The organism is Nocardia sp. NPDC004718, assembly GCF_053601535.1.
This window is the reverse complement of sequence record NZ_JBSGCA010000033.1, coordinates 37,709-59,826: the sequence shown is the minus strand read 5'-3', so window position 1 is coordinate 59,826 and position 22,118 is coordinate 37,709. Positions and strand designations below refer to the sequence as shown.

Annotated in this window: 21 protein-coding genes and 1 tRNA gene; 14 read left to right on the top strand and 8 right to left on the bottom strand. The window is 67.6% G+C overall.

Translation table 11 applies throughout. The features are described from left to right. Nucleotides 1-224: 224 nt before the first annotated feature. Nucleotides 225-797 carry a hypothetical protein gene (locus tag ACWEH3_RS23885; RefSeq protein ID WP_450015256.1) on the bottom strand — a complete coding sequence of 191 codons (573 nt, stop codon included), beginning with the start codon at nt 795-797 and terminating at the stop codon, nt 225-227. 2,964 nt (nt 798-3,761) lie between these two features. Between ACWEH3_RS23885 and ACWEH3_RS23880 the strand changes: the two genes are divergently transcribed. The 3 genes from ACWEH3_RS23880 (at nt 3,762) to dnaG (ending at nt 7,669) form a co-directional block, all read left to right on the top strand. Then, complete coding sequence (locus tag ACWEH3_RS23880; protein WP_450015255.1) at nt 3,762-4,916, top strand: FIST signal transduction protein; 1,155 nt, start codon at nt 3,762-3,764, stop codon at nt 4,914-4,916. Then, complete coding sequence (locus tag ACWEH3_RS23875) at nt 4,913-5,662, top strand: Mut7-C RNAse domain-containing protein (protein WP_450015254.1); 750 nt, start codon at nt 4,913-4,915, stop codon at nt 5,660-5,662. Before ACWEH3_RS23880 ends, ACWEH3_RS23875 begins: the two co-directional genes overlap by 4 nt. An 87-nt stretch (nt 5,663-5,749) precedes the next feature. After that, on the top strand, nt 5,750-7,669 hold the full coding sequence (gene dnaG, locus ACWEH3_RS23870) for a DNA primase (protein WP_450015253.1): 1,920 nt from the start codon (nt 5,750-5,752) through the stop codon (nt 7,667-7,669). A 70-nt stretch (nt 7,670-7,739) separates the two neighbouring features. On the opposite strand, the gene ACWEH3_RS23865 is transcribed toward dnaG, so the two are convergent. Continuing rightward, the gene (locus ACWEH3_RS23865) at nt 7,740-7,985 is read right to left on the bottom strand and encodes a hypothetical protein (protein ID WP_039796811.1); all 246 of its coding nucleotides are present in this window, start codon (nt 7,983-7,985) and stop codon (nt 7,740-7,742) included. A 203-nt stretch (nt 7,986-8,188) separates the two neighbouring features. Between ACWEH3_RS23865 and ACWEH3_RS23860 the strand changes: the two genes are divergently transcribed. After that, nucleotides 8,189-8,261 (top strand) — tRNA-Asn (locus ACWEH3_RS23860). Between the two features lie 410 nt (nt 8,262-8,671). Next, nucleotides 8,672-8,989 carry a DUF222 domain-containing protein gene (locus ACWEH3_RS23855; RefSeq protein ID WP_450015252.1) on the top strand — a complete coding sequence of 106 codons (318 nt, stop codon included), beginning with the start codon at nt 8,672-8,674 and terminating at the stop codon, nt 8,987-8,989. A gap of 470 nt (nt 8,990-9,459) precedes the next feature. Here ACWEH3_RS23855 and ACWEH3_RS23850 read toward each other — a convergent pair whose 3' ends face one another. After that, entirely contained in the window at nt 9,460-9,594 is a 135-nt protein-coding gene (locus ACWEH3_RS23850; protein ID WP_450015251.1) for a hypothetical protein, read from the bottom strand. A 13-nt stretch (nt 9,595-9,607) separates the two neighbouring features. On the opposite strand from ACWEH3_RS23850, the gene ACWEH3_RS23845 reads away from it, so the two are divergent. Continuing rightward, entirely contained in the window at nt 9,608-9,850 is a 243-nt protein-coding gene (locus ACWEH3_RS23845) for a hypothetical protein (RefSeq protein WP_450015250.1), read from the top strand. A gap of 398 nt (nt 9,851-10,248) precedes the next feature. On the opposite strand, the gene sigJ is transcribed toward ACWEH3_RS23845, so the two are convergent. Further along, entirely contained in the window at nt 10,249-11,139 is an 891-nt protein-coding gene (sigJ, locus tag ACWEH3_RS23840) for an RNA polymerase sigma factor SigJ (protein WP_450015249.1), read from the bottom strand. A gap of 137 nt (nt 11,140-11,276) precedes the next feature. Here sigJ and ACWEH3_RS23835 point away from each other — a divergent pair, with 137 nt between their 5' ends. The 3 genes from ACWEH3_RS23835 to ACWEH3_RS23825 all read left to right on the top strand — a co-directional run bounded on the left by ACWEH3_RS23835 (nt 11,277) and on the right by ACWEH3_RS23825 (nt 14,257). Further along, nucleotides 11,277-11,855, top strand: coding sequence for an NADPH-dependent FMN reductase (locus tag ACWEH3_RS23835; protein WP_450015248.1), 579 nt, complete (start codon nt 11,277-11,279; stop codon nt 11,853-11,855). Between the two features lie 52 nt (nt 11,856-11,907). Next, nucleotides 11,908-12,387, top strand: a complete 480-nt coding sequence (locus ACWEH3_RS23830) for a YybH family protein (RefSeq protein ID WP_450015247.1) — start codon at nt 11,908-11,910, stop codon at nt 12,385-12,387. Nucleotides 12,388-12,775: 388 nt separating this feature from the next. Beyond that, nucleotides 12,776-14,257, top strand: a complete 1,482-nt coding sequence (locus ACWEH3_RS23825) for an MDR family MFS transporter (protein WP_450015246.1) — start codon at nt 12,776-12,778, stop codon at nt 14,255-14,257. 100 nt (nt 14,258-14,357) lie between these two features. Here the strand turns inward: ACWEH3_RS23825 and ACWEH3_RS23820 are convergent, their stop codons facing one another. Further along, nucleotides 14,358-14,489, bottom strand: coding sequence for a hypothetical protein (locus tag ACWEH3_RS23820; protein ID WP_450015245.1), 132 nt, complete (start codon nt 14,487-14,489; stop codon nt 14,358-14,360). 20 nt (nt 14,490-14,509) lie between these two features. Here ACWEH3_RS23820 and ACWEH3_RS23815 point away from each other — a divergent pair, with 20 nt between their 5' ends. Then, nucleotides 14,510-15,103, top strand: coding sequence for a protein phosphatase 2C domain-containing protein (locus ACWEH3_RS23815; RefSeq protein WP_450015244.1), 594 nt, complete (start codon nt 14,510-14,512; stop codon nt 15,101-15,103). Then, nucleotides 15,006-15,257, top strand: coding sequence for a microaggregate-binding protein 1 (gene mbp1 / locus ACWEH3_RS23810; RefSeq protein WP_039804891.1), 252 nt, complete (start codon nt 15,006-15,008; stop codon nt 15,255-15,257). Before ACWEH3_RS23815 ends, mbp1 begins: the two co-directional genes overlap by 98 nt. A 77-nt stretch (nt 15,258-15,334) precedes the next feature. Here mbp1 and ACWEH3_RS23805 read toward each other — a convergent pair whose 3' ends face one another. Next, nucleotides 15,335-16,525, bottom strand: coding sequence for a lipase family protein (locus ACWEH3_RS23805; RefSeq protein ID WP_450015243.1), 1,191 nt, complete (start codon nt 16,523-16,525; stop codon nt 15,335-15,337). 199 nt (nt 16,526-16,724) lie between these two features. Here ACWEH3_RS23805 and ACWEH3_RS23800 point away from each other — a divergent pair, with 199 nt between their 5' ends. After that, a complete protein-coding gene (locus tag ACWEH3_RS23800; protein WP_450015242.1) occupies nt 16,725-17,726 on the top strand; it encodes a YdcF family protein in 1,002 nt (333 codons plus the stop codon). 1 nt (nt 17,727) lies between these two features. Here ACWEH3_RS23800 and ACWEH3_RS23795 read toward each other — a convergent pair whose 3' ends face one another. Continuing rightward, the gene (locus ACWEH3_RS23795) at nt 17,728-18,468 is read right to left on the bottom strand and encodes a glucose 1-dehydrogenase (protein WP_364427488.1); all 741 of its coding nucleotides are present in this window, start codon (nt 18,466-18,468) and stop codon (nt 17,728-17,730) included. A 286-nt stretch (nt 18,469-18,754) separates the two neighbouring features. Here ACWEH3_RS23795 and ACWEH3_RS23790 point away from each other — a divergent pair, with 286 nt between their 5' ends. Next, complete coding sequence (locus tag ACWEH3_RS23790; RefSeq protein WP_450015241.1) at nt 18,755-19,564, top strand: alpha/beta fold hydrolase; 810 nt, start codon at nt 18,755-18,757, stop codon at nt 19,562-19,564. A gap of 46 nt (nt 19,565-19,610) precedes the next feature. Here the strand turns inward: ACWEH3_RS23790 and ACWEH3_RS23785 are convergent, their stop codons facing one another. Next, a complete protein-coding gene (locus ACWEH3_RS23785) occupies nt 19,611-21,002 on the bottom strand; it encodes a WS/DGAT/MGAT family O-acyltransferase (protein WP_450015240.1) in 1,392 nt (463 codons plus the stop codon). Between the two features lie 196 nt (nt 21,003-21,198). Between ACWEH3_RS23785 and ACWEH3_RS23780 the strand changes: the two genes are divergently transcribed. Next, complete coding sequence (locus ACWEH3_RS23780; protein ID WP_450015239.1) at nt 21,199-22,101, top strand: metal-dependent hydrolase; 903 nt, start codon at nt 21,199-21,201, stop codon at nt 22,099-22,101. The last annotated feature ends 17 nt before the right edge of the window (nt 22,102-22,118 follow it).

Sequence of the window (22,118 nt, the reverse complement as noted above, 5' to 3'; positions counted from 1 at the left end):
GCGTACCTCCGCCTTCGCTGCGGCCGTGCGCGGGGCTATGGACGGACCGACGTCCGGCAGTGCCTATTTCTGCGTACCTCCGCCTTCGCTGCGGCCGTGCGCGGGGCTATGGACGGACCGACGTCCGGCAGTGCCTATTTCTGCGTACCTCCGCCTTCGCTGCGGCCATGCGCGGGGTCAAGGGCGATTGTCCGGCTGCGCCTTTTGGACCCGTATCGGTGGTGTCACGCCGACAGATCGTCGGAGGACTCGGCTCGGGCCATTTTCACCAGCGCGCCGTGCAATTCCTTGGCTGACGCACTCGCTCGTTCGCCCCGCAGAATCACCTCGGTGAAGCCGTCGATCAAGGCCCGGCCCGGATCCAGCAGGCCGAGACCACCACCGCCGCCACGCAGCGACTCGTTGATCAAAGTTCGCAAAGCTTCTTGCCGAGCCCGGAACCCACCGGCGACGTCCAGAGCCCCCGCGAATTCGCGCACCACCGCCGTGTACACCGGCCGCTCGGCAGGCCCACGGCGACGAAAGATCCGGCGTGTTTCCACCGAAGCCGACCGCGGCGGATACAAGGCGGCACGGTCCAAGAGCATCCAGATCGCGGCATCGGCCGATTGTTCCGCGGTCGGCTCGCGCTCCGGTCTCGGGCGCGATTCCGCGTCGTCGGTGAGCTCGACGCCCCGCAGCGGCATCGGGTATTTCGTGAGCAGCTCATCGATAGTGGACGCGATCTCACGGACAACCTGGACACCGACTTTCGCGGTATCGAACCCGACGACTTCCAATCCATGCCGCGCCGACATCTCCCGCGCGATTCGGAGTGCCTCGGCTGGATCGGGCGTATCGGCCTGCTCGAGGCCTGCGGGGCGGTGTGCGGTGCTGCGTTCGATGGGTGCGCGACCGGCTTTCCTGGCGGATGCGGGGTCGGGTCGTTGGACGGGTATGCCGGTCTGCGGCGATGCGGCCGAATCGCTCCGGCGAACCGAGATGTGGTTCTCCGGGCTGGCGGTGCGGGGGACGGCCTGGTGCGTGCGCGCGACGTCTGACCGTGGCGATCGTGTCGAGGTATGAGCAGTGTCGACAGGATCGGACCCGCCAACGGTGTCCGTCTGCCGAGCATGTCCGGGTCGGGGCGCGGCACCGCTGTGCTCGATCGGCGGGGGCTGGTCAGGTGCGTCGGTCTGCCGGTCGAGCGGGGCAGCCTCGGCGCGGTCGGGCGGAGGGACGAGCGCGGGATCGCCCCGTCTTGTGGGATCTGCCGAGGGACCGGTGTTGCGACTGGTTTCGAAGTTGTCTGTGCTGCCCGGCTGCTGGGTGGAGCTGCCTGCCTTATGGGTCCGTGGGTGAGATCCGGTGTGGCGGACCGAGATGGGGTCGGTCGTAGCAGGGCTCGGCGAAGGGGATTGCGGGCCGGGTGAGGCGTCGAGCCAGGAAAAGCGCAGGGCGTCGATCCATGGAAGGGCGGCCGAGCCTGGAGAGGTATCGGTTTGCCGCCGCGATACGGGTTCGTCGGTGGCATCCGCCTGCCGGATGGGCACGGAGCCTGCCCGCTGCTCGTCCGCGGAGTCGGCCGTGGCGTCGATCGGGGGAAGGGGCTGGGAGCGTAGTGTGTCAGCTGCCGAGGCGGGTGCCGCCTGATCGGTGGAGTCTGTCGATTGGTGGGGTACCGATTCGTGGGCGCTGATTGTGGGTTGGGGGAGGTTCGCGTTGCGGATCAACTGGTCGGGCGTTGAACTTGCCCGCTGCTCGACCGGCTGGTCGGGCGTTGAGGTTGTCTGTCGTGTGGCGGCGGGGTGCTCTGTGGCGTCGACCTGGGGGTTCGGTTCGGAGTAGAGCGTGGTAGTTGCCGGTGCGGGTGCCGTCTCCTCGGCGATGTCCGCCGGTGGGTGGGGTTCCCGGGCGGCGCTGCTGATTGGCGGTTGCCGGCCGGAGAGGTTTGTGTTGTCGATCGACGGTGTAGGTGCTGCGTCGGGAACCTGGAGGGATGCAGAGTCGGTGGGGTGATCGCTCTGAGGGGAGGACGTGGCGTCGGTCTTCGGAGTGTGCGTGGGTTGGTCGGTTCTTCGGCGAGGTTCGAGTTCGCCTGCGCTGCCGGACTGACGGGTGGGCTCGATCCGTGCCGGATGGGGTGGGGTATCGAACTGGAACGGGAGCGGCGACTCGTCTGCGATACCGGACGTCGGGGTGGTTGCGGTGCCGAGGGTCGTGTCGTCTCGCGGGGTGACCGCCGGAGGATGCGGGTCGTCGGCTTCTTCGATGGGGGCGACACCGCCGGTGGCGTGGATCGGGACCAGGTGCCCGGGATCACCGGTGCGCTGAGGGAGCGCGGGTTCTGTCGTTCGCGGGACGGGCTTTGGACGGGATGCGGGGCCCGTCTCCGGAGCGGACGGGGTGTCGTCAGCCGTACCGATATGTCGCGGTGGTGCGAGGGCTTCCGGCGAATCCGTTCGGCGGATCGGTTTCGGATGTTGCGTGCCGTTCGTTGCGCGGAAGTCCTCGGCATCGGTGCGCCGCGCTGAGGTCCGGTGCTCCTCAGCGGTGGTGTTCGTGGAGTCCGTCGGTGCGGAGGCGCTGGTGGAATCGGTTGGCCGGGCCGGTGCGGACTCGCTCCGGGGGCTCGGTGCGAGGGTCGGCTGTTCGCTCTCCGGTCGCGGTATCGAGTCTTCGGCGATCTCGATGTCCAGACGCGGCGGAAGACCGCCGGCTCTGTCGGCCTGCGGAGCGGATACCTCGTGGCGCGGCTCCCCGATCTGCGGGATGTCCTCGGTGCGGTGCGCTCTTTCGCCCGGTGGGCTGGGTGCGGTGTGGGTCGGCTGATTCGGTGGGCGGTCGTCAGGGGACCGGCGGCCGGATGCGGTATCGATCCGAGGGCGGGGTGTGGCGTGCTCGCCCCGGTCCGTCCGCCGGATCGACGACGGAGCAACGGTGACTGCGGGTGCAGGGCCCTCGGAGACAACCGAGCGCCGGACGGATACCGGCTCGTCGAGGGTGTCGGTTCGGTGATTTGCCGGTTCGAATTGGGGATGACGCCCCGCGGCCGGTCGGCGTACGGGTGCGGACAGCTCTGCCGAGACGCCGATCTCGCGGGCCGCGGATACGTGAACCGGTGTGCCCGGCACCGCCGGGTATGGCCGGACCACGCGCTTGGACCAGGGCGTCTCTTGGGTCTTCCGAGACCATGGCGTCGGCATCGCCTTCCGCGCGGGCTCGGCCGATGACTCCGGCGCAAGCACCCGGCTCTCCGGTGCGGGCGCCGGGACAGGCAGTGCTTCGGCATGATCGAGCCGGTCGCCGTCGACGAGCCCTTCCGCGGAGGCGATGGCTGCCTTCAGTTCGCCGACCGTCCGGGAAGCGTCGGCAATGAGCCGCTCCAAGGTAGATACCATCGCGCGCAGCTCGCCCGTGTCGATCCGCGACGGCTGACTCACAATGTCTCCCGCCTGTCCTCATCAGGTCTTGCCGCGGTGCGCCCGGCCCGCGCCGACACTCTGGTCTCGGGTGACCGAAAACAGACTGTGGTCCCGGCTATTGTCGCTCAAATCCGCCGGACCTCTCCGGGCTGGGAAGATCGTTTGTGCGTCGCCGCCGCCGAACAGCTATCGATTCGCAACCTGTTCGTCGCCCTTGTCGCTCCGCTCGTGGAGCTGAGGAATCTCCGGCCCGCCCCTCGCATCGGGCCACTTGGCGGTACCGGCTCGGCAATGCCGATGAAAGGCACTGTGCGACAGGTGAATTCACTGGAGCCCCAGGTTGGCTACCATGGAAGGGTGCGGATCGGAGTAGGGCTCTCCACCGCGCCCGAAGCGCGGCGAGCGGGCATGGAGGCCGCAGCGTTCGCCCGCGACCAGATCGCGGGCGAAGCGCCGTCGCTCGCTGTGCTGCTCGCGTCCCGCGCGCATACCGACGACGCCGTCGAGGTGCTCTCCGGCGTCCACCGGACGGTCCGGGTGCCCGCCCTGATCGGATGCGTGGCGCAGGCGGTGGTGGCGGGTCGCCGGGAAATCGAGGACGAACCCGCGGTGGCGGTGTGGCTGGCCTCCGGACTGCCCGCAGCCGAAACCTTCCAATTGGACTTCCTTCGCACGGCCAGCGGCGGGCTCCTCGCCGGCTATCGCTTCGACAAGGCCGCACGCGACTTCCACCTGCTGCTGCCCGACCCCTACTCCTTTCCGGCCGATCTGCTGCTGGAGTACATGAACACGGATCTGCCCGGCACCGTCGTGATGGGCGGGTTGGTCAGCGGCGGCCACGGCCCGGAAGGCAGCCGCCTGTTCCGCGACCACGCCGTGGTGACCTCGGGTGCGGTCGGCGTGCGTCTTCCCGGCCTGCACAACGTGCCGATCGTGTCCCAGGGCTGCCGTCCGATCGGCAACCCCTACACGGTCACCGGCGCGGACGGCACGGTGATCACCGGACTCGGCGGTCTGCCCCCGATCGAGCGGTTGCGTCAGATCGTCGCCGTGCTGCCACCCGACCAGCAGGAAGAGCTCGCGCGCGGCCTGCAGATCGGGTTCGTCGTCGACGAGCGCCTGGCCGAGCCCGGGCAGGGCGACTTCCTGATCCGCGGTCTGCTCGGCGCCGATCCGTCCAGCGGCGCGATCGAGGTGGGTGAGGTCGTGGAAGTCGGCACCACCGTCCAATTCCAGGTCCGCGACGCGATCGGAGCCGACCACGACCTGCGGACCGCGCTGGCGCGGGCGCGCACCGACCTGTCCGTACGTCCGGCCGGTGCGTTGCTGTTCACGTGTAACGGACGCGGCCGCCGGATGTTCGGTGTGGCGGACCACGACGCCACGACCATCGAGGACTTGCTCGACGGCATCCCGCTCGCGGGTTTCTTCGCCGCCGGTGAGATCGGGCCCATCGCGGGCCGCAACGCGCTGCACGGATTCACCGCGTCGATGGCGCTGTTCGTCGAATGAGCGTCGATCTGCGGGTCTACGCCGAGCTGAACGATTTCCTGCGGCCCGGCGAGCGATACACCGTGCTGCGTCGGCCGTGCCGCCCGCACCAGACCGTCAAGGACGTCATCGAGGCAGCGGGCATTCCGCACACCGAAGTGGACCTCGTCCTCGTCGACGGGGAACCGGTCGACTTCGACCATCACCCGCGCCTCGGCGGCCGGATCACCGCGTATCCCGTGTTCGAGACACTCGACATCGGCCGGGTGACGCTGGTCCGCCCGCATCCGCTCCGGGAGCCACGGTTCCTCGCCGACGTGAATCTGGGCGGTCTCGCCAAGCTGATGCGCCTGCTGGGTCTCGACGTGCACTGCCGGTGGGAGGCCGAGGACGCCGAACTCGCCGAGGCGTCCGCGGCCGAGCACCGGATCCTGCTCACCCGTGACCGAGGGCTGTTGAAGCGCCGCAACGTCACACACGGCGTCTACATCTGGTCGGACCAGCCGATCGAGCAGGTCGTGGAGGTGATCCGGCGGCTCGACCTCGTCGCGTGCCTGGATCCGTTCACCCGCTGCCTGCGCTGCGGCGGCGTCGTCGCCGAGGTCGACAAAGCCGAGGTCGAGGATCGCCTCGAACCGCTCACCCGTCGCTACTACGACATCTTCCGGCAGTGCCGCGATTGCCGCCGGATCTACTGGCAGGGTTCCCACCAGTCACGTCTGGCCGAAACGGTCGCGGCGATCCGCGCGGAACTGGATGGCTCGTGATTCCCCGCTCGAGGGCGCCTTCGACCGGAACTCGCGGTGTCGAGCCGCCCGGGCGCGTCGGCCCCGCCTTCGCCTAGACTCTCTGCCGTGGCCGGACGACTTCCTGATCGCGATATCGCGGCAATACGCGAGCGCGTCCGGATCGAAGACGTGGTGGGCGAGTACGTCGCGCTCAAGCGCGCCGGCGCGGACTCCATGAAGGGCCTGTGCCCGTTCCACGACGAGAAGTCGCCATCGTTCCACGTGCGACCCAATCACGGCCTGTTCCATTGCTTCGGCTGTGGCGAGGGCGGCGACGTGTTCGCCTTCCTGCAGAAGATCGAGCACGTCGGGTTCGTCGAGTCGGTCGAGCAGCTGGCCGACCGGATCGGCTACCAGATCAACTACGAGGGCGGCGGCACCTCGGTGCAGCGCGATCGCGGCACCCGGTCCCGGCTCGTCGCGGCGAACGCGGCCGCGCACGAGTTCTACGTCGCCCAGCTGCGCGAGCCGGAAGCCGAAACCGCGCGCAAATATCTCACCGATCGCAACTTCGACGCCGCGGCCGCGCACCACTTCGGCTGCGGCTACGCCCCGGCGGGGTGGGACACGCTCACCAAGCACCTGCTTCGCAAGGGGTTCGACTTCAAGGAGCTGGAGGCGGCCGGGCTGTCCCGGCAAGGTCAGCGCGGCCCGATCGACCGTTTCCACCGGCGGCTGCTGTGGCCGATCCGCAACCTGTCCGGTGACGTCATCGGCTTCGGCGCCCGCAAGCTCTTCGACGACGACACCATGCCCGGTAAGTACATCAACACCCCGGAAACGTTGCTGTACAAGAAATCCCAGGTACTCTTCGGCCTGGATCACGCCAAGCGCGAGATCGCCAAGGGGCACCAAGCGGTCGTGGTCGAGGGCTACACCGACGTCATGGCGATGCACCTGGCCGGGATAAAGACCGCCGTCGCCTCGTGCGGCACCGCATTCGGCGACGACCATCTCGCCCTGTTGCGCCGCCTGATGATGGACGACAATTTCTGGCGCGGCGAGATCATCTATACCTTCGACGGCGATGCCGCGGGCCAAGCGGCGGCCCTGAAAGCGTTCTCTGGTGATCAGAAGCTGGCCGGTCAAACCTACATCGCGATCGCGCCGGACGGGCAGGACCCGTGCGAACTGCGGCAGCACTCCGGTGACGCCGCCGTGCGCGATCTGGTCGCCCGCCGAACCCCGTTGTACGAGTTCGTAATTCGCGGTCTGCTGGCCGACCACAACCTGGACACCGCGGAGGGCCAGGTGGAGGCGCTGCGCCGGGCGGTGCCGGTGGTCGCGCAGATCAAGGACAACGCCCTGCGCAAGGCCTACGCCACCAAACTGGCCGGATGGGTCGGCTGGGACGACATCCAGACCGTGGTGCGCCGCGTCGGCGAGGAAGCCAAGCGGAACCGCAACGGCGGCGGGCAGGCGGGCGCCGGGCGTGCGCCCGCGCCGCGCCAGGTGGTCGCCGAACATCCTGCGGCGCGGCCGAATCCGAACGATCCCACCCTGCTGCCGCAACGTCAGGTACTCGCCGCCGCACTCCAGTACCCGGCGATGGCCGGAGCGGGTTTCGACGCGCTCGAAACCGAAGCCTTCGCCCACCCCGCCTACTCGGTCCTTCGCGGCCTGATCGCCGAGGCGGGCGGTACGGCCGCCGGGCTCGGCGGCGCCGAATGGGTCAACGCCGTCGCCGACCGCACCGAGGACCTGACCGTGCGCGCCCTGCTGTCGGAGCTGGCCAACGAGCCGCTGCCGGTGAAGTCGGAGTCCGACATCCCGCGCTTCGTCGCCGGTGTCCTGGCGCGCACCCAGGAGGCCTGGGTCGGCAGGCAGATCGCCGAACTCAAGTCCAAGCTCCAGCGGGTCTCCTCGACCGAACAGCCGGAGGCCTACTTCGCCCTCTTCGGCGACCTCGTCGCCCTCGAGCAGTACCGTAAGAGCCTGCTCACCCAGGCGATGGGCAACCACGGGGACTTCGCCACCGGGGCCTAGGGTCGATCAGGTTCGTGGTTCCCCGCACACAGTCCGACTGGTGCGAGGATCGGTCACAGCAGGTGTGGGGTCAGCGACGGAGCTGGTCGTGCGGTACCAGGACGGTGGTCCGCTCGTCGATCGGCTCCATCGGCTCGAGGCGGGGGCGGGTGCTGAGCTTGTCCGCCAGTTTCTGCCTGCCGACGAGCACGAGCTTGCGGGTCACCGGGCTTTCGGTCAGCGCGCGGGTAGCGGCGCTGATCTGCTCGTAGCGAGCCCGCCCGGCCTTACTGCCGAGTACGTAGCCGGCCGCCACGCCGATGATCAACCGCAGCATCTCGATGTGCTCCTCCCAGTTGCCAGTTCGCCGCCCCCATCCTGCCCGACACCCCACACGCCTGTCGATCCGGACACCCGGTGGCGACGCGCCCGCCTCGAGTGACAACTCAGCAGGTAGCGACGCGATTTGGGCCTCCGCCCAGCGATACGCTAGAGTTTCTCCTCGGCCCGCCCGATACCAACCGGACGAGCCAAGGGCAATCCCCTATAGCTCAATTGGCAGAGCAGCCGACTGTTAATCGGCAGGTTTCTGGTTCGAGTCCAGATGGGGGAGCAAGAATAAGCCCCTGACCAGGAAATATGGTCAGGGGCTTCATTTGTTTGGTCCATTGATCGGACCTCACCAAGAAACGCCAAGAATTCGCCACCGAACGTTTCGTCGACCGGTCGTGTCGAAACCTGACCGAGTCGTCCAACGGCGTCACATGGTTCCGAACAGTGACGCGTTCGTCCCGGTTTCCTCGGTTGTGCGGTGCTGGGAGCAGGCACTGCCTCGGTGTGAGATCGATGCTGTCTACGCCGAGTGTGATAAGCCGAGGTTCCGGTACGAAAATCAGCGCTCATGCCGAATGTCGTGCGGATGCGCCGCGCCGCCAGGCCGCCGATAGCGCACCGACAGTGGCGCCAGGCTCTGGCATATCGAATTATCGAACATGTGTTCGACAATGAGGTAGGCTGGTTCGGGTGAACATACATTCGATCGCGGCGGCGCCGGATGCTCCAGCACGGGGATGGCAGGAACTGGCCGATGTCGATCTGCTGCGCACTCTCGTCGAAACCGAACGCCGTCGGAGGCGACTGGATGCTGCCATGCGCGCGGCCGTCGCCGAAGCCGAACGTCGTGGTCTCGCCGCAGACACCGGCTATCGGGACACCGTGGAGCTATTGACTGATCTGCTGCGGATCAGTGCCCACGAAGCGCGCCAGCGAATCGAATACGCGGCTCCGCAGGCCCGCTCGCGTTCCAGAAAGGTATGGAGGGTGCTGGCGGCAGCAAGCTGAGGCCGAGCCCGCTGCCTCGACCTCGGTTCGGAAGGCCGCGAGGACCGACTGCCCGTTCACCGCGTAAGCGCCGGCACGGGCCGCGTCCACTGTGGCTCGTTTCGAAACGGCGCAACGTCGGCCAGCAGTTGATCTCGCGAACGCGCGCACATGCCGATGATCGTGTGCGTCGAACTCCGAGGTCCTGATCAGATCACACCATGGGAGGGGTTCGGCCATCTCCGCGCGTCGAGCAGGTTTCCCCGTCACGGATGGGGAAGCGAAACTCCCTGCTGTGTAGCAAATTTGGACATTCGACCGATAGGGGACTCGGGTGCGGCGAGCGCGCTTATGTTGAGTTGGAGGTCGACGATGTCTCATTGGAGGAGAAGTCCGCGCACGGTTCGACAGTCGGTCCTGCTGGCCGCAGTCGCCGGGACGGTGGTGCTTGCTCCGGCCGCGCTGGTCCTACCGGCATTCGCAACCCCTGATCAACCCCCGGCTACTACCGCACCTGTCACCATCGCGCCCGTGACGACGGCGCCGCCCGTGACGACCGCGCCGCCGGTCACCACCGTGCCGCCGGTGACGACCACGCCGCCGGTCACCAGTGTTCCGCCGGTCACGACCGAACCGCCCGTGACAACTCCGTCATTTCCGAAAACTGTTGAGCCGGAAGACCCCTATGGCCCCGACGGCTTCGATCTCTGGGGTTACGATCGCTGGGGTTACGACAGGTGGGGTTACGACAGGTGGGGCTACGACCGGCAAGGCTACACCTCGCAGGGCTGCGCCCGTTCCGGTGAGGACCGGCCGGACGCCGACCGGCTGGCCTGCGAACTGCGCAGGGCGCGACCTTCGACCGGCAGCGCGGGCAGCTGAAACCCATACCGCCGCTGTTCAACACCTCGCCCATCGACTCGTAGCGCAGGCGACCGCGCCGCGGGTCGATGCGCGGTTAACCGATGCTCTAGCTGTGCAGTTCGGCAAGGAGATCATCGAGCGCCTTGTGAAGTTTCTCGGAGTTGGCTGGATCGAACTACGAGAAAGTCTCCCAAAAGGCACTCGGCGTCCCATTCCCGTCTTTGGTTCGCCCTCCGCCCAGGCGTCATCCATGACCACTTTCTGCACGGCCGCCGCAGCATCGTGATGGACTCGACCGTCGGCAGGTCGGCCTCGCTTGTGTGGTAGGCCCGTACTGTGTTCGCTCGCTCCTCCAGCGTCAAGAAGCTTGCGGCGTCGCTGTGTGATCCGCCGACTCTCGACCCCGGAGCAGTCGTTCAGTCCGCTGCCCAGAGGCTGAGTTTCTCCGGATTCCGGATCGCCCAGATGCGGGTGATCCGGTTGTCGGCGATGTCGAAGGCGTAGACCGACACGATGGTGTCGGCGAGCTGCGCCACCAGGCCGGGTTGGCCGTTCACCGTGCGCTCGAGCAACGTCACCTCGGGAGATCGGGCGGCGATTTCGATCCAAGCGCGGGCGATCCGCTCGCCGCCGTCGATCGGGTGCAGGAAGGCCGGGGCCAGGCCGCCGCTGTCGGCGGTCGCGGTCGCGTTCGGATCGAGCAGCCCGATCAGAGCTTCGATGTCTTGTGTCTCCCAGGCTCGTTTGAAGTCCCTGATCACCTCGGCGTGCCGGGTTCCCGACGGCCCCTGCGCGGTGCGGATGCGGCGGCGGGCGGAGGAGGCGAGCTGACGGCAGGCCGCGGGGGTGCGCCCGACGATCTCGGCGACCTCGGCGAAGGAGTAGCGGAAGACATCGTGCAGGACGAACGCGACCCGTTCGGCCGGTGTCATGGAATCGAGCACGACGAGGAACGCCATGCTGATCGACTCGTCGAGGGTGACCCGGTCGGCGGGATCGGCGGGGGAGGGGCCAGCGAGCCATTCGGAACGGTCGGGCAACGGCTCGGGAATCCATTCGCCCACGTAGCGTTCCCGCCTGGCCCGCGCCGAGCCGAGTAGGTCGAGGCAGATGCGGCTGGCGACCGTCGTCAACCAGGCGCCGGGCGCCGCCACCTCCTGCCGCTGCCGCTCGGACAACGCGTACCAGCGCAGGTAGGTCTCCTGCACCACATCCTCGGCTTCGGCCAACGAGCCGAGCAGCCGGTAGGCGAGATTGATCAGTTGACGGCGTTCACTGATCACCGAGCGCAGGTGCGGATCGGTCATGGGTATCGGCTCCTTCGGTCGATGCGGGCCCTACCGAATCGACGAGACAGCGACCCGATTTGTGAGACAGCCTGACATTCCGGACGGCTGTGTCGTCGGAAGGTCGTGACACTTTCAGCGAAGCAGGAGTTCCGGAAATGACCAGAATCGGCATCATTCTCGGCAGTACCCGACCCAACCGTAACGGCTCGCAGGTCGCCCAGTGGGTCCTGGACGTGGCGTCGCAGCGCGGCGACGCCGAGTTCGAACTGATCGATCTGCGTGACCACCCGCTGCCGCACCTGGACGAAGCGGTGCCGCCGATGTTCGGCCCGTCCGTCAACACGCATACCCGCGCTTGGGCCGAGCGCATCGCACCGTTCGACGGTTTCGTGGTGGTGACCCCGGAGTACAACGGCGGCGTCCCCGGAGTGCTGAAGAACGCCTTCGATCACCTGTTCGCGGAATGGACCGACAAGGCGGTCGGATTCGTGTCCTACGGCGTGAACGGCGGCGCCCGCGCGGTGGTGCAGTTGCGGACGGTCTGCAGCACGCTGGGCATGGCCGACGTGGGCTATCAGGTCGCGATCTCGGTGCTCACCGATTTCGAGAACCACACCACCTTCGTACCGGGCGAGCACCATGCCGCCGCCCTGGGCAAAACGCTGGATCAGGTCGTCGCGTGGAGCGTCGCCCTCGCACCTTTGCGCGCCGCTTCCACGGTCACCGTCGGGTGATCCCTCGGAAGAGACCGCCTTGCGGCCGGAAATTCATCGAATGGAGGATGCAATGACTGCCAACGATCCCGGAGTTGGTTCGGTGGTATCGGCGCCTGCGCGACGCGCAGTGGACGAAGCCGAGATCAGGCGGCGGATCGACAAGTTGGCCGAAGGAATCGGGGCCAAGGATCTCGAGGGCGTGAAGCAGCTCTACGCAACGGACGTCGTCTCCTTCGACGTCGAGCCTCCGCTGCAGCATGTCGGTATCGACGCGAAAGCGAAGAACTGGGCGAACGCGTTCACGTTCTTCCATGATGTGACCTATGAGGTTCGCGACCTGGCCCTCACCGTGAGCGACGATGTGGCATTCGGACACGCCTTCGGCCGGCTCAGCGGCACGCTGCAGAACGGGGTGGCGACGAACGGTATGTGGGTCCGGGTCACTCTTTGCTTCCGGAAGATCGACGGCGATTGGCTGATCACGCACGACCAGGCTTCTGTGCCGTTCGATATTTCGACCGGCAAAGGAGTGGCCGACCTCGAGCCCTAGCCGCTGCCTGCTGCGGTAGCCGGGCGATGCCGCCGACACGCCGCGGCCCCGGCGCGAGTGTCGCGTTCGGGGTTGCGGCGCGCATGTTTTCACTCGGACGTCCGCGCCGGGACAGTCCGCGAGCGCCGATCGTCTGGAGTGACCAGGCTCACGATTGATATTCGCGTAGGGTTGTAGAGGGTCCTGACCAGCGGGTTCCAGTAGGGGTGCTGGGTGGGTCGGCAGGAAAACCGGGTGATTTGTGTCGGTGCCGGGCGGAATACTGACCCGCGCCCGATGAGTTCGAGCAGTCGACACCGTCTCTACAGCTGTGGCGCCGGGACGCGATCCGATGACTCGGCGAAGGGCCACATGTTCTGTCAACGACCCATGCCTCCGGAGGTATCCGATGTCCGCCGCACCATCCGTTCCAGCCTCGGGAGGGCGGACACCGACCGTCATCCGGGTGCTGGTACTCGCTACCTTCGTGGTGATCCTGAACGAGACCATCATGATCAACGCGATTCCGCGCCTGATGGCGGATCTGGCGATCACCGACCGGGCGGCGCAGTGGGTGTCGACGGCGTTCATGCTGACGATGGCGGCGGTCATCCCGACCACCGGCTGGTTCCTGCAGCGCGTGTCGACCCGGCAGGCGTACGCCGCGGCGATGGGCGTCTTCCTGGCCGGTACCGCGTTGTCGGCGGTCGCGCCGTCGTTCGCGGTGCTGCTACTCGGCCGGATCGTGCAGGCCTTCGGCACCGCTGTGATGATGCCGCTGCTGATGACCACCCTGATGACGGTGGTGGCCGAGCACGACCGCGGCAGGGTGATGGGCAATGTCACCTTGGCCATTTCGGTAGCGCCCGCGATGGGGCCGGTGATCTCCGGCGGTGTCCTGCAAATCGCCTCGTGGCGTTGGCTTTTCGTGCTGGTTCTGCCGATCGCGGGTGTGATCGCTTGGCTGGGGCTGCGGCAGCTGGAGAACGTCGGTGAACCGCAACCCGGGCAGATCGATGTGGCCAGCGTGGCGCTGGCGGCGCTGGGATTCGGCGGACTGGTGTTCGGGCTCAGCCGGTTCGAAAGCGACGACTTCGCGGGCCCGCTCGGCATCGTCGCCGTGGGCTCGGCGCTGATCGCCCTGTTCGTGTGGCGGCAGTTGCGCTTGCAGCGCACCGGTACCCCGCTGCTCGATCTGCGCGTGCTGCTGTCGGCCACCTACACCAAGGCGCTGATCCTGATGTCGGTGGCGTTCATGGCCATGCTCGGGTCGATGATTCTGCTGCCGCTGTACCTGCAGAACCTGCGTGGCCTCAGCCCGTTGGCCACCGGCTTGCTGGTGATGCCGGGCGGATTGGCGATGGGTCTGCTCGGGCCGACCGTCGGCCGCCTGTTCGACCGGTTCGGCGGTCGCTTGCTGGTGATCCCGGGGTCGGCCGGAATCGCCATAGCGCTGGCCGGGTTCACTCAGATCTCGATGACCATGCCGTACTGGCAGCTGCTGGCCCTGCACATCCTGCTGATGGTGTCGCTGGCGGCGGCGTTCACCCCGGTGTTCACCCTGGGTCTCGGTGCGCTGCCGCAGCATCTGTACTCGCACGGCAGCTCCATGCTCGGCACCTTGCAGCAGGTCGCCGCGGCGTTCGGCACCGCTCTCGTGGTGACGGTGATGTCGGCGCGCGCCACGTCGCTCGCCGCCGAGGGAAGCGACCTCGTCGCCGCGCATCTCGACGGTATGCGCCTGGCCTTCCTGGTCTCGGCGGCGTTGGCGCTGATCGTGATCGTCATGGCGGTGCTGCTGCCGAACCGGGCCGCCGCGCACGAAGAGGCAGCCCCGGCGGAGTCCGTCGAGGGAGCAGAGACCAAGGCTCCCGAGCTGACCAAGCGCTGAACCGCTTCGATACGGAAGCCCCTGGACGCATCCAGCGCCAGGGGCTTCGCCGTACGTTCCTACATCGGCACTGGGCGCGGGAATGTCCGGACGACGCCGCTCAACCGCCGACGATCGCGACTACCTGGTAGCCGACGATCAGCGCGGTCAAGACCACGGGAATCGCGGCCACGCTCGGAGTGACGATCGCGCGCGCGAAATCGCGTGCGGGTCGGTCGGAATCGGGAATCATGTCGAACGGGAGCGGCCCGGATGCCAGCGGCTCACCTAGTCCAGGCCGGCGCCAGCGCCAGCAATACGCAGAGCGAGCCGATCGTCGCCGGCGCCCCCACATCCGCGTTCGAGGCGAAAGCCATCGGCCCCGAGTACGGCAGGAATCCGTACCGCGCGGACACCATGATCGACGGATGGTCGCGTGGACCGTTCGCCGTTCGCGCGGTATCGGTGCGTGGTTACCTGCACCGATACAACGGCGCACCGCGTCAGGACGATTTCGCGGTCACCGCGGCGCCGGAGCGTGATCGACTGATCGTCGCGGTGGCCGACGGAGTGTCCGCGGCGCGGTCTTCGCACGGCCGGATCTCTACGGGAATTCGCGGGCTGCGGGCAGCGGTTCGTATGGCTATTCGCGTCGCGGTCGCGCGGGAACGAGGGAAGGCGGGCCGTGGCAGCGCTCACAAGGTGATTGGCTCTGCCGGACACGGGTATGCGACCTATGTCAGCCGACAAGGAATATGGGAGGTATGTGATGCCCGAGCATCGGAGCGGACCCCTGGAAGCTGTCGAAGGTGTCGTCGAGGACGCCAAGGGGAAGGCGAAGGAAGCCGCTGGCGTCGTCACCGGTGACGAGGACCTGAAGAAAGAGGGTCGCGCACAGCAGGACAAGGCCGAATCGCAGCGCGAGGCGGCGCAGAAGGAAGCCGAGGCCGAAAAGGCCCGTGCGGAAGCGGATCTCGACGAGGCTCGGCAGAGCGCGTACGAGAGCGGCAAGGACGCCTAGCGCCCGCGAGATTCGATGTGGCCGTTTGGCGGAACGGCCCATCATCGGCCCGGCGGTGAACTACCGCCGGGCCGATCTCAGCAATTACTCGGCGCGGGAACACCTTTGAAGCGCGCTTCCAGCCAATTGAGCGCGGACGGTATGCCGAGCACCGCGGCGGACAGATGGTCCGGGCTCGGGAATTTCTCGTATTGCACTCGCGCACCCGCCGCGCAATACCGCCGAACCGTAGCGTCGACCGACTCCACCGGGATGAGAGTGTCCTGCTCCGCACGCCATTGGTAGCTCGGCGTGGCCGGGATGTCTTCGTAGAGTTCCAGGCTGTTCTCCTCGAGCACCTCGCGTGCGCGCTTGTCATCGGCCAGCGAGTTCGAGGCCGCGACGTCCACGATGCCGCGGCCTGCGCCGACCAGCAGGATGTCGTTGGTGCAACTGTTGGCGATCCGATTGCGGACCGACAACCCGAGCGAATTCAGCTGATCGCTCACCGGCAGCCGAGTCGGGTACTCACGCTCCAGCCCGAGGGCGGCGGCGAAAGCGAGACCGAACACCGCGTGCGGCGCGTAGCCGAGGCCCTCGATCATCTTGACCAGATTCATCGGCACCCCGCCCGCGGCGACCCCGACGAGCGGCAGTTCCGGCGCGTAGGTCGGCGCCAGCGCGGCCGCCCACGCGCTCGCCATGCCTCCGCCGGAATAGCCGAGCAGGCCGACCGGGCTGTCCGCCAATCCGAGTTCGGCGACCCGCCGTGCGGCGCGGATGCCGTCCAGCGTGATCATGCCGCCGAGTTTGGCGGCGCCGTAGGCACTGGTGGGTCCGAGGTGGTCGGGGAGAGCCACCGACCAGCCGCGCAGCAGGAGGGCATTGAGCGCGGGCGCTTCGCGGATCGACAGGTTGGGGTCGCTGGTGTAGAGCACGCGCGACACCGTGCACTGGGTGCCGAGTGCGTTGATGATGTGCTGATAGGACAGCAGTGGCCGACCGGGGGTGGGATTCTGCGGCGTCAGCACGGTGGTGGTGGCCGCGATCGGCTCCCCCGTGGAGTTGGTGGAGCGGAATTTGATCATCGTGACCGTCGAGCCGGGAAACATCGGTAGTGCGGGCATCGGGCGAACGGCGAGGACGTCGCCCGGCGCGGCGTGGTCCAGTCCGGCCGGAGCGGCGTAGAACGGATCCGGATCCGGTGCGGGGTAGATCGGTTGCGCAGCGGCCTGCGGTGTGATCCCACAGAGGGCGGCCGCTGCGGTGGCGATGAATAATCGAAGCATGGTTTTCGTCGACTCCCCTTCATCACAACGTGCTGTTCAGTAACGCTGGTGTGCTGAAGCCGAATGCAGCCGGACACCGGTCGCTCGCGACCGATGCCCGGACCTGCACACTGTAGGGGACGATCGGGAAAAAGCCGAGGTCGCCGCGCCGCTCGTCGACGGAGGGGCGCGCCGCGCGCTCGTCGGCTACCGTGACCCGGTGCTTTTGCTGGTCGTCGGCGTGGTCCTGCTCGGTGTGTTCGCGGTGCGATTCGGCAGGGACCGCAGGCGTCTTGGCCACGGGGTGTTCCTGCTCCTCGGACTGGGGTTCGTCGGCGCGTGGGTGGTCGGCCGGATCATCGAGGGCGATCGCACGGTGGTGCTCGCGCCCCTGGTGGTGCTGCTGTCACCGCTGCTGGTGCTGGTGCTGGCCGGGTTGTCGATCGCCAACGGCGCGCAGTTGGTGCGCCGTGAGGGTTGGCGTCTTCCGAATCTGTTGCCGCTCGGACTCGGTATCGCCCTGTTGACGCCGTACGTGGTGCTCGTCCTGGCACTGCTGACCGAAAACATCTGGCTGGTAGTGCTGCTGGCGTCGCTGACGATGACGATCAGCTACGTCGGATTTCTGTTCGCGGCGTTCCTGTTGTATTCCCTGTGCTACGGACTGTTGCCCTACCGCCCCGGGATGGACGCGATCGTCGTGCACGGCGCCGGGCTGGTCGACGGTGCGGTGCCGCCGCTGCTGGCCGCGCGCCTGGATCGGGCGATCGAGGTCTATCGTGACGAAGCCGGTGCGGGGCGCGCCCCACTGCTGATCGCCAGTGGCGGTAAGGGAGACGACGAGGAGGTCTCCGAGGCGTCGGCCATGGGTGATTACTTGATCGGCCGGGGCGTGCCGGAAGACCGCGTGGTGCTGGAAGACCGGTCGGGAACGACCGAGGAGAATCTGCTCTTCACCAAACGGCTGCTCGGCGAGCGCGGTCCCACTACGCGCATGGTGCTGGTCACGAGCAACTTTCACATGTTGCGCACGGCGATCCTGGCCCGCCGCCTCGACCTCGACGCCGAGGTGACGGGCGCCAAGACCGCCTTCTACTACTTGCCGAGCGCCTTCCTGCGCGAGTTCGCCGCGCTGCTGGTGGCCTACAAGTGGAGCAACGCGATTGTGGCAGTGGCGCTGGTGTCGCTTCCGCCGCTCGCCCTGCTGGCCACCCGCGGGTGACTCAGAAGCTCTTGTGCGGAACGCCTACGGTGAGACCGCCGTCCACCACGAACTCGGCGCCGGTCGAGTACGACGATTCGTCGCTGGCCAGGAACGTCACCAGGGCGGAGACCTCGGAGGGGTCGGCGCCGCGGCCGAGCGGGATCTGGAGGAAGTCCTCCGGGATGTTCTCGGTCATCGGTGTACGGATCAAGCCGGGGTGCACGGAATTCACTCGGATCTTGTACTGCGCCAGCTCGAGCGCGGTGGATTTGGTGAGCCCGCGCACGGCGAACTTGGTGGCCGTGTAGCCGTGCAGGCCCGGGCTGCCGCGCATGCCTTCGACGGAGGAGATGTTGATGATCGAGCCGCCGCCGGCATCGATCATCGCGGGCGTCGCCGCCTGCATCCCGAGGAATGTGCCGGTGAGATTGATGTCGATGATCCGTTGCCATTCGGCCAATTCGAACGCGACGAGCAGGTTGCCGTTCACGATGCCCGCGTTGTTCACCAGGACACTCAGCGACCCGAAGCGCTCCACCGCCGCACCGACGGCTTTGCGCCAGTCTTCCGGCTCGCGCACGTCGAGGTGGACGTAGGCGGCGTTGTCGCCGAGTTCCGCGGCGACCGCGGCGCCCTCGTCGTCGAGCACGTCGCCCAGCACCACGCGCGCGTCCTCGGCGACCAGGGCCTTGGCGTGCGCCGCGCCCATGCCACGCGCTCCGCCGCTGATCAACGCCACCTTGCCGGTCAACCGCCCCATCCGGGGTACCTCCGTCTCTCGAATCTGCCTGCAACACGTTACAGAAAATGCGCCTGATGTCGACGCGTGCCGCGACAGTAGCCCAGGCGGTCGCCGGTGACAGCGTGATCGACCACGTGTCCCGGTGAGTGGGCCGTCGATGTCATTCCTGTGCGCCGCACATGTGGAACGTGTTCTAAAATGACCCAGGTGTGACCACTCGGGAGGTGCGCTATGACGAACCCCGGCCGAAGCGTGACGCGGTTCGGCGGACGGTTGCGGGTGCCGGACATCGCCGAGGTGCCCGGTGGCCGCCTGGTCGAGCTGGCGGTACGTGGTCGACATCCCGGGGCCCGAGCACGCGCCCGCGCTGGTGCTCCTGCACGCCACCGCCTGCACCGCGTACCTCACCTGGTTCCCGTCGCTGGCGGAGCTGGCCCGGCGGTACCGGGTCATCCTGTTCGACCAGCGGTGGCACGGGCGCGGCATCCGCTCCGAGCGGTTCACCCTGGAGGACTGCGCCGACGACGTGGCGGCCGTGCTCGACGCGTTGGAGATCGACCGAGCCATCTGCGCAGGGTTTTCGCTGGGCGGAATCGTAAGCTTGCTGGCGGGACATCGCCATCCGGATCGTGTGAGCGGGCTGGTGTTGTGCGCGACGCCCTATCGGTTCCGCGAGAAATGGCGTGAGCACGCTTTTCATCGGACGTTCGGCGCTGTCGCTGCCGCTGTGGAGCAATACTCCTACCGTCGTGCCGAGAAACTCGCGGGCCGTCTGCCCGAGCTTCCCGAGGTCACCTGGGCGCCCGGGCGGTTGGATCGCTGGGCGCTCGGCGAGTTCCGCAGCACCAGCGGGTGGGCGCTCACCCAGGTGCTCGCCGCGGTGGGGCGCTTCGACGCGACCGCGTGGTTGCCGGAGCTGACGATGCCGACGGCGGTGGTGATCACGACCCGAGATCGCGCGATTCCCGTCTATCGGCAGATGGAGTTGGCGACGATGATTCCGGGGGCGAGCAAGCATCTGGTCGCGGCCGGGCACGCGTCCTGTGTGCTGGAGGCCGATCGTTTCGTACCGGTGCTGCTCGAAGCCTGTGCGGCCGTTGCCGCGAAGATGTGAATCGGCAGGTCCCGTCCGGCGGCGGTGGCGGACCGGGACCCGGCGCTCAGCCCGACGTGCGTGCCGCGGCGAGCAATTCGGCGACCACGCCGGGAACGGCGTCGGCCAGCGCGGCGATGTCGGGCACCAGTTCCTTGCAGGCGATGAAGCCGAAGTTCAGCTTGTCGTTGTGCGACAGCACGGTCACCGTCAGGCCCGCGCCGTGGAACACCGGTCCGAAGGGGTACATCCCGTCCACCCGGATGCCGAGGAAGTACAGCGGCATCGGCGGACCGGGCACGTTGGACACCACCAAGTTGTGCACCACCGGGTGCTTCTCCGCCAGCTTGAGCGAGGAGTACATCCGTGCGGCGAGCCGGAAGGTGTTCGGCGGGGCGTATTTGGACCAGTCCTGCAGGAAGTCGGCGCCCATCACCTCGTGCTCTTCCTTGGCTCCCCGGTTGGCCTCGGCCACCTCGCGCAGGCGTTCCACCGGGTCGGCGAGGTCGGTGCCCAGCCGCGCGAACAGCGTGGACACCTTGTTGATCCCGGCCTTGTGCCGGGTCGACTCGTGCACGGACACGGGTACGGACGCGATGAGCGAGCGGTCCGGCAACTCGTCGCGCCCGGCCAGATAGCTGCGCAGCGCACCGGCGACGACGGTCAGCACCACGTCGTTCACCTTGACGCCGAACGCGGAGCGGATCTCCTTGACGGCGTCGAGTTCGGTCTCGGTGAACGCGACGGCGCGGTGCGGGGTGATGGCGAGATTGAACGGCGTGCGTGGAGCGGAGAACGGGATGGCCATGCCCGTCTTGTTCTGGCGACGGCGCTGCGCGAAACCGGCGACTACGCCGACCGTTTTCGGCAGCATCCCGACGATGCCCGCTCGGGTCGGGAACTTCACTACCGCCTTGGCCAGTAATTGCCAGTCATTCGGTTTCGGCTCGGGGCGCCACTCCTTGTCGGGTACCTCCTTGGCGGCGCCCGGCTCCGGATCGCACAGGTGCATCATCAGGTCGGCTCCGGTGACGCCGTCCACGGCGGCGTGGTGGTATTTGCAGATCACCGCGACCTTCCCGTCATCGAGACCCTCCACCACGGACATCTCCCACAACGGGCGGTCGCGATCCATGGGGCGGCTGGCGATGTCCCCGACGAGTTCGGCCAGTTCGCGGCGTCCGGCCGGCGCCGCGATCGCGATGCGGCGGAGGTGGTAGTCGAGGTCGAAATTCTCGTCCTCCACCCACACGGGATGGTCGAGGTTCAACGGCACCTCGTACACGCGGCGGCGCATCTGCGGAATAAGGGGAAGTCGCCGAGCCAGCTCGGCTTTGAAGCCGTCGAACGAGTAGCCGCCCGACGACGGGTCGAGGATCAGCAGCGCGCAGACGTGCAGATGCTGGGTCCCGGTTTCCAAGTAGAGAAAGCTGGCATCCAATCCGGTCAATCGTTCCATAGCCGAAGCCTACTAGAACACGTTCTAATTTTGGGCCGGAAGCGGCAGGTGTGACGACTGTCGCGAGTGGTGTCACCGTACAGCGGCGCGTGACGCTTTTGTGTGTTACTGGAAGTTCTATGTATGTGTATGATCCTTGCTACGGATATGTAGGAATCGTGCGGCGACGCGGGCGCGTGAGGATCGAGGAGTATCGATGAAGCTACTTCGCAGGGCCGGGCGGCGGCCCGACACCGACCCGGGCGCCGTGGCGCTGCACGCCCGCAACGTGCGCTTCGACTGGTCGGACACGCCACTGCGCTGGATGCCCGCCGAGCCCATCGCCTCGCATCTGATCAACTCGCTGAATCTCCTGCTGCCCGAAGGGGAGCGCATGTTCTGCGCCGCGTACGCCGAGGCGCTGCCGTACGTGCGGGACGAGCGGCTGCGGGAGGCGATGCTCGGGTTCGTCGGTCAGGAATCGATGCACGCCGAGACGCACGACAAGGTGTTGCACGAGGTGCTCGCCGCGCACGGCATCGATCCCGAGCCCTATCTGCGGCACGCCGAGTATCTGTTCCGCCGCACGCTCGGGCCGAGAGATGCCGAAGGCGTCGCCGAACGGCAGGTGATGGTGGAGCGGCTGGCCTTCATCGCGTGCCTGGAGCACTTCTTCGCTTACCTCGGCGACTGGGTGCTCAACGCGGATCTGGAGCGGTTCGGCGCCGACCCGCGCATGGCGGACCTGTTCCGCTGGCACGGGGCCGAGGAGGTCGAGCACCGGCACGTCGCACACGACGTGGCCGTGTACTTCGGGGCCGGATACGTGCGGCGCGCGGCCCTCATGCTGCTGGTGTTCCCGATCTTCCTGACGTTGGTGGTGCGCGGCACCAAGTTCCTCGTCCACCAGGACCGCGACCTGCCCGACCACGGCTATCCGCGGCTGCTGGCGCGGGTCTTCGGTGCGATGTGGCGCGGGGCGTTGCCCGGCGTCCCCTCGCTGCTGTGGAGTGCGTTGAGCACATTCAGGCCCGGCTACGACCCGGAGACGGTCGGCTCCACCGCTCAGGCGGTGGCCTATCTGGCCAAGTCCCCGGCGGCGCGGGCGATGGCCTCGTGAGGTCGCCGGTTCCCGAC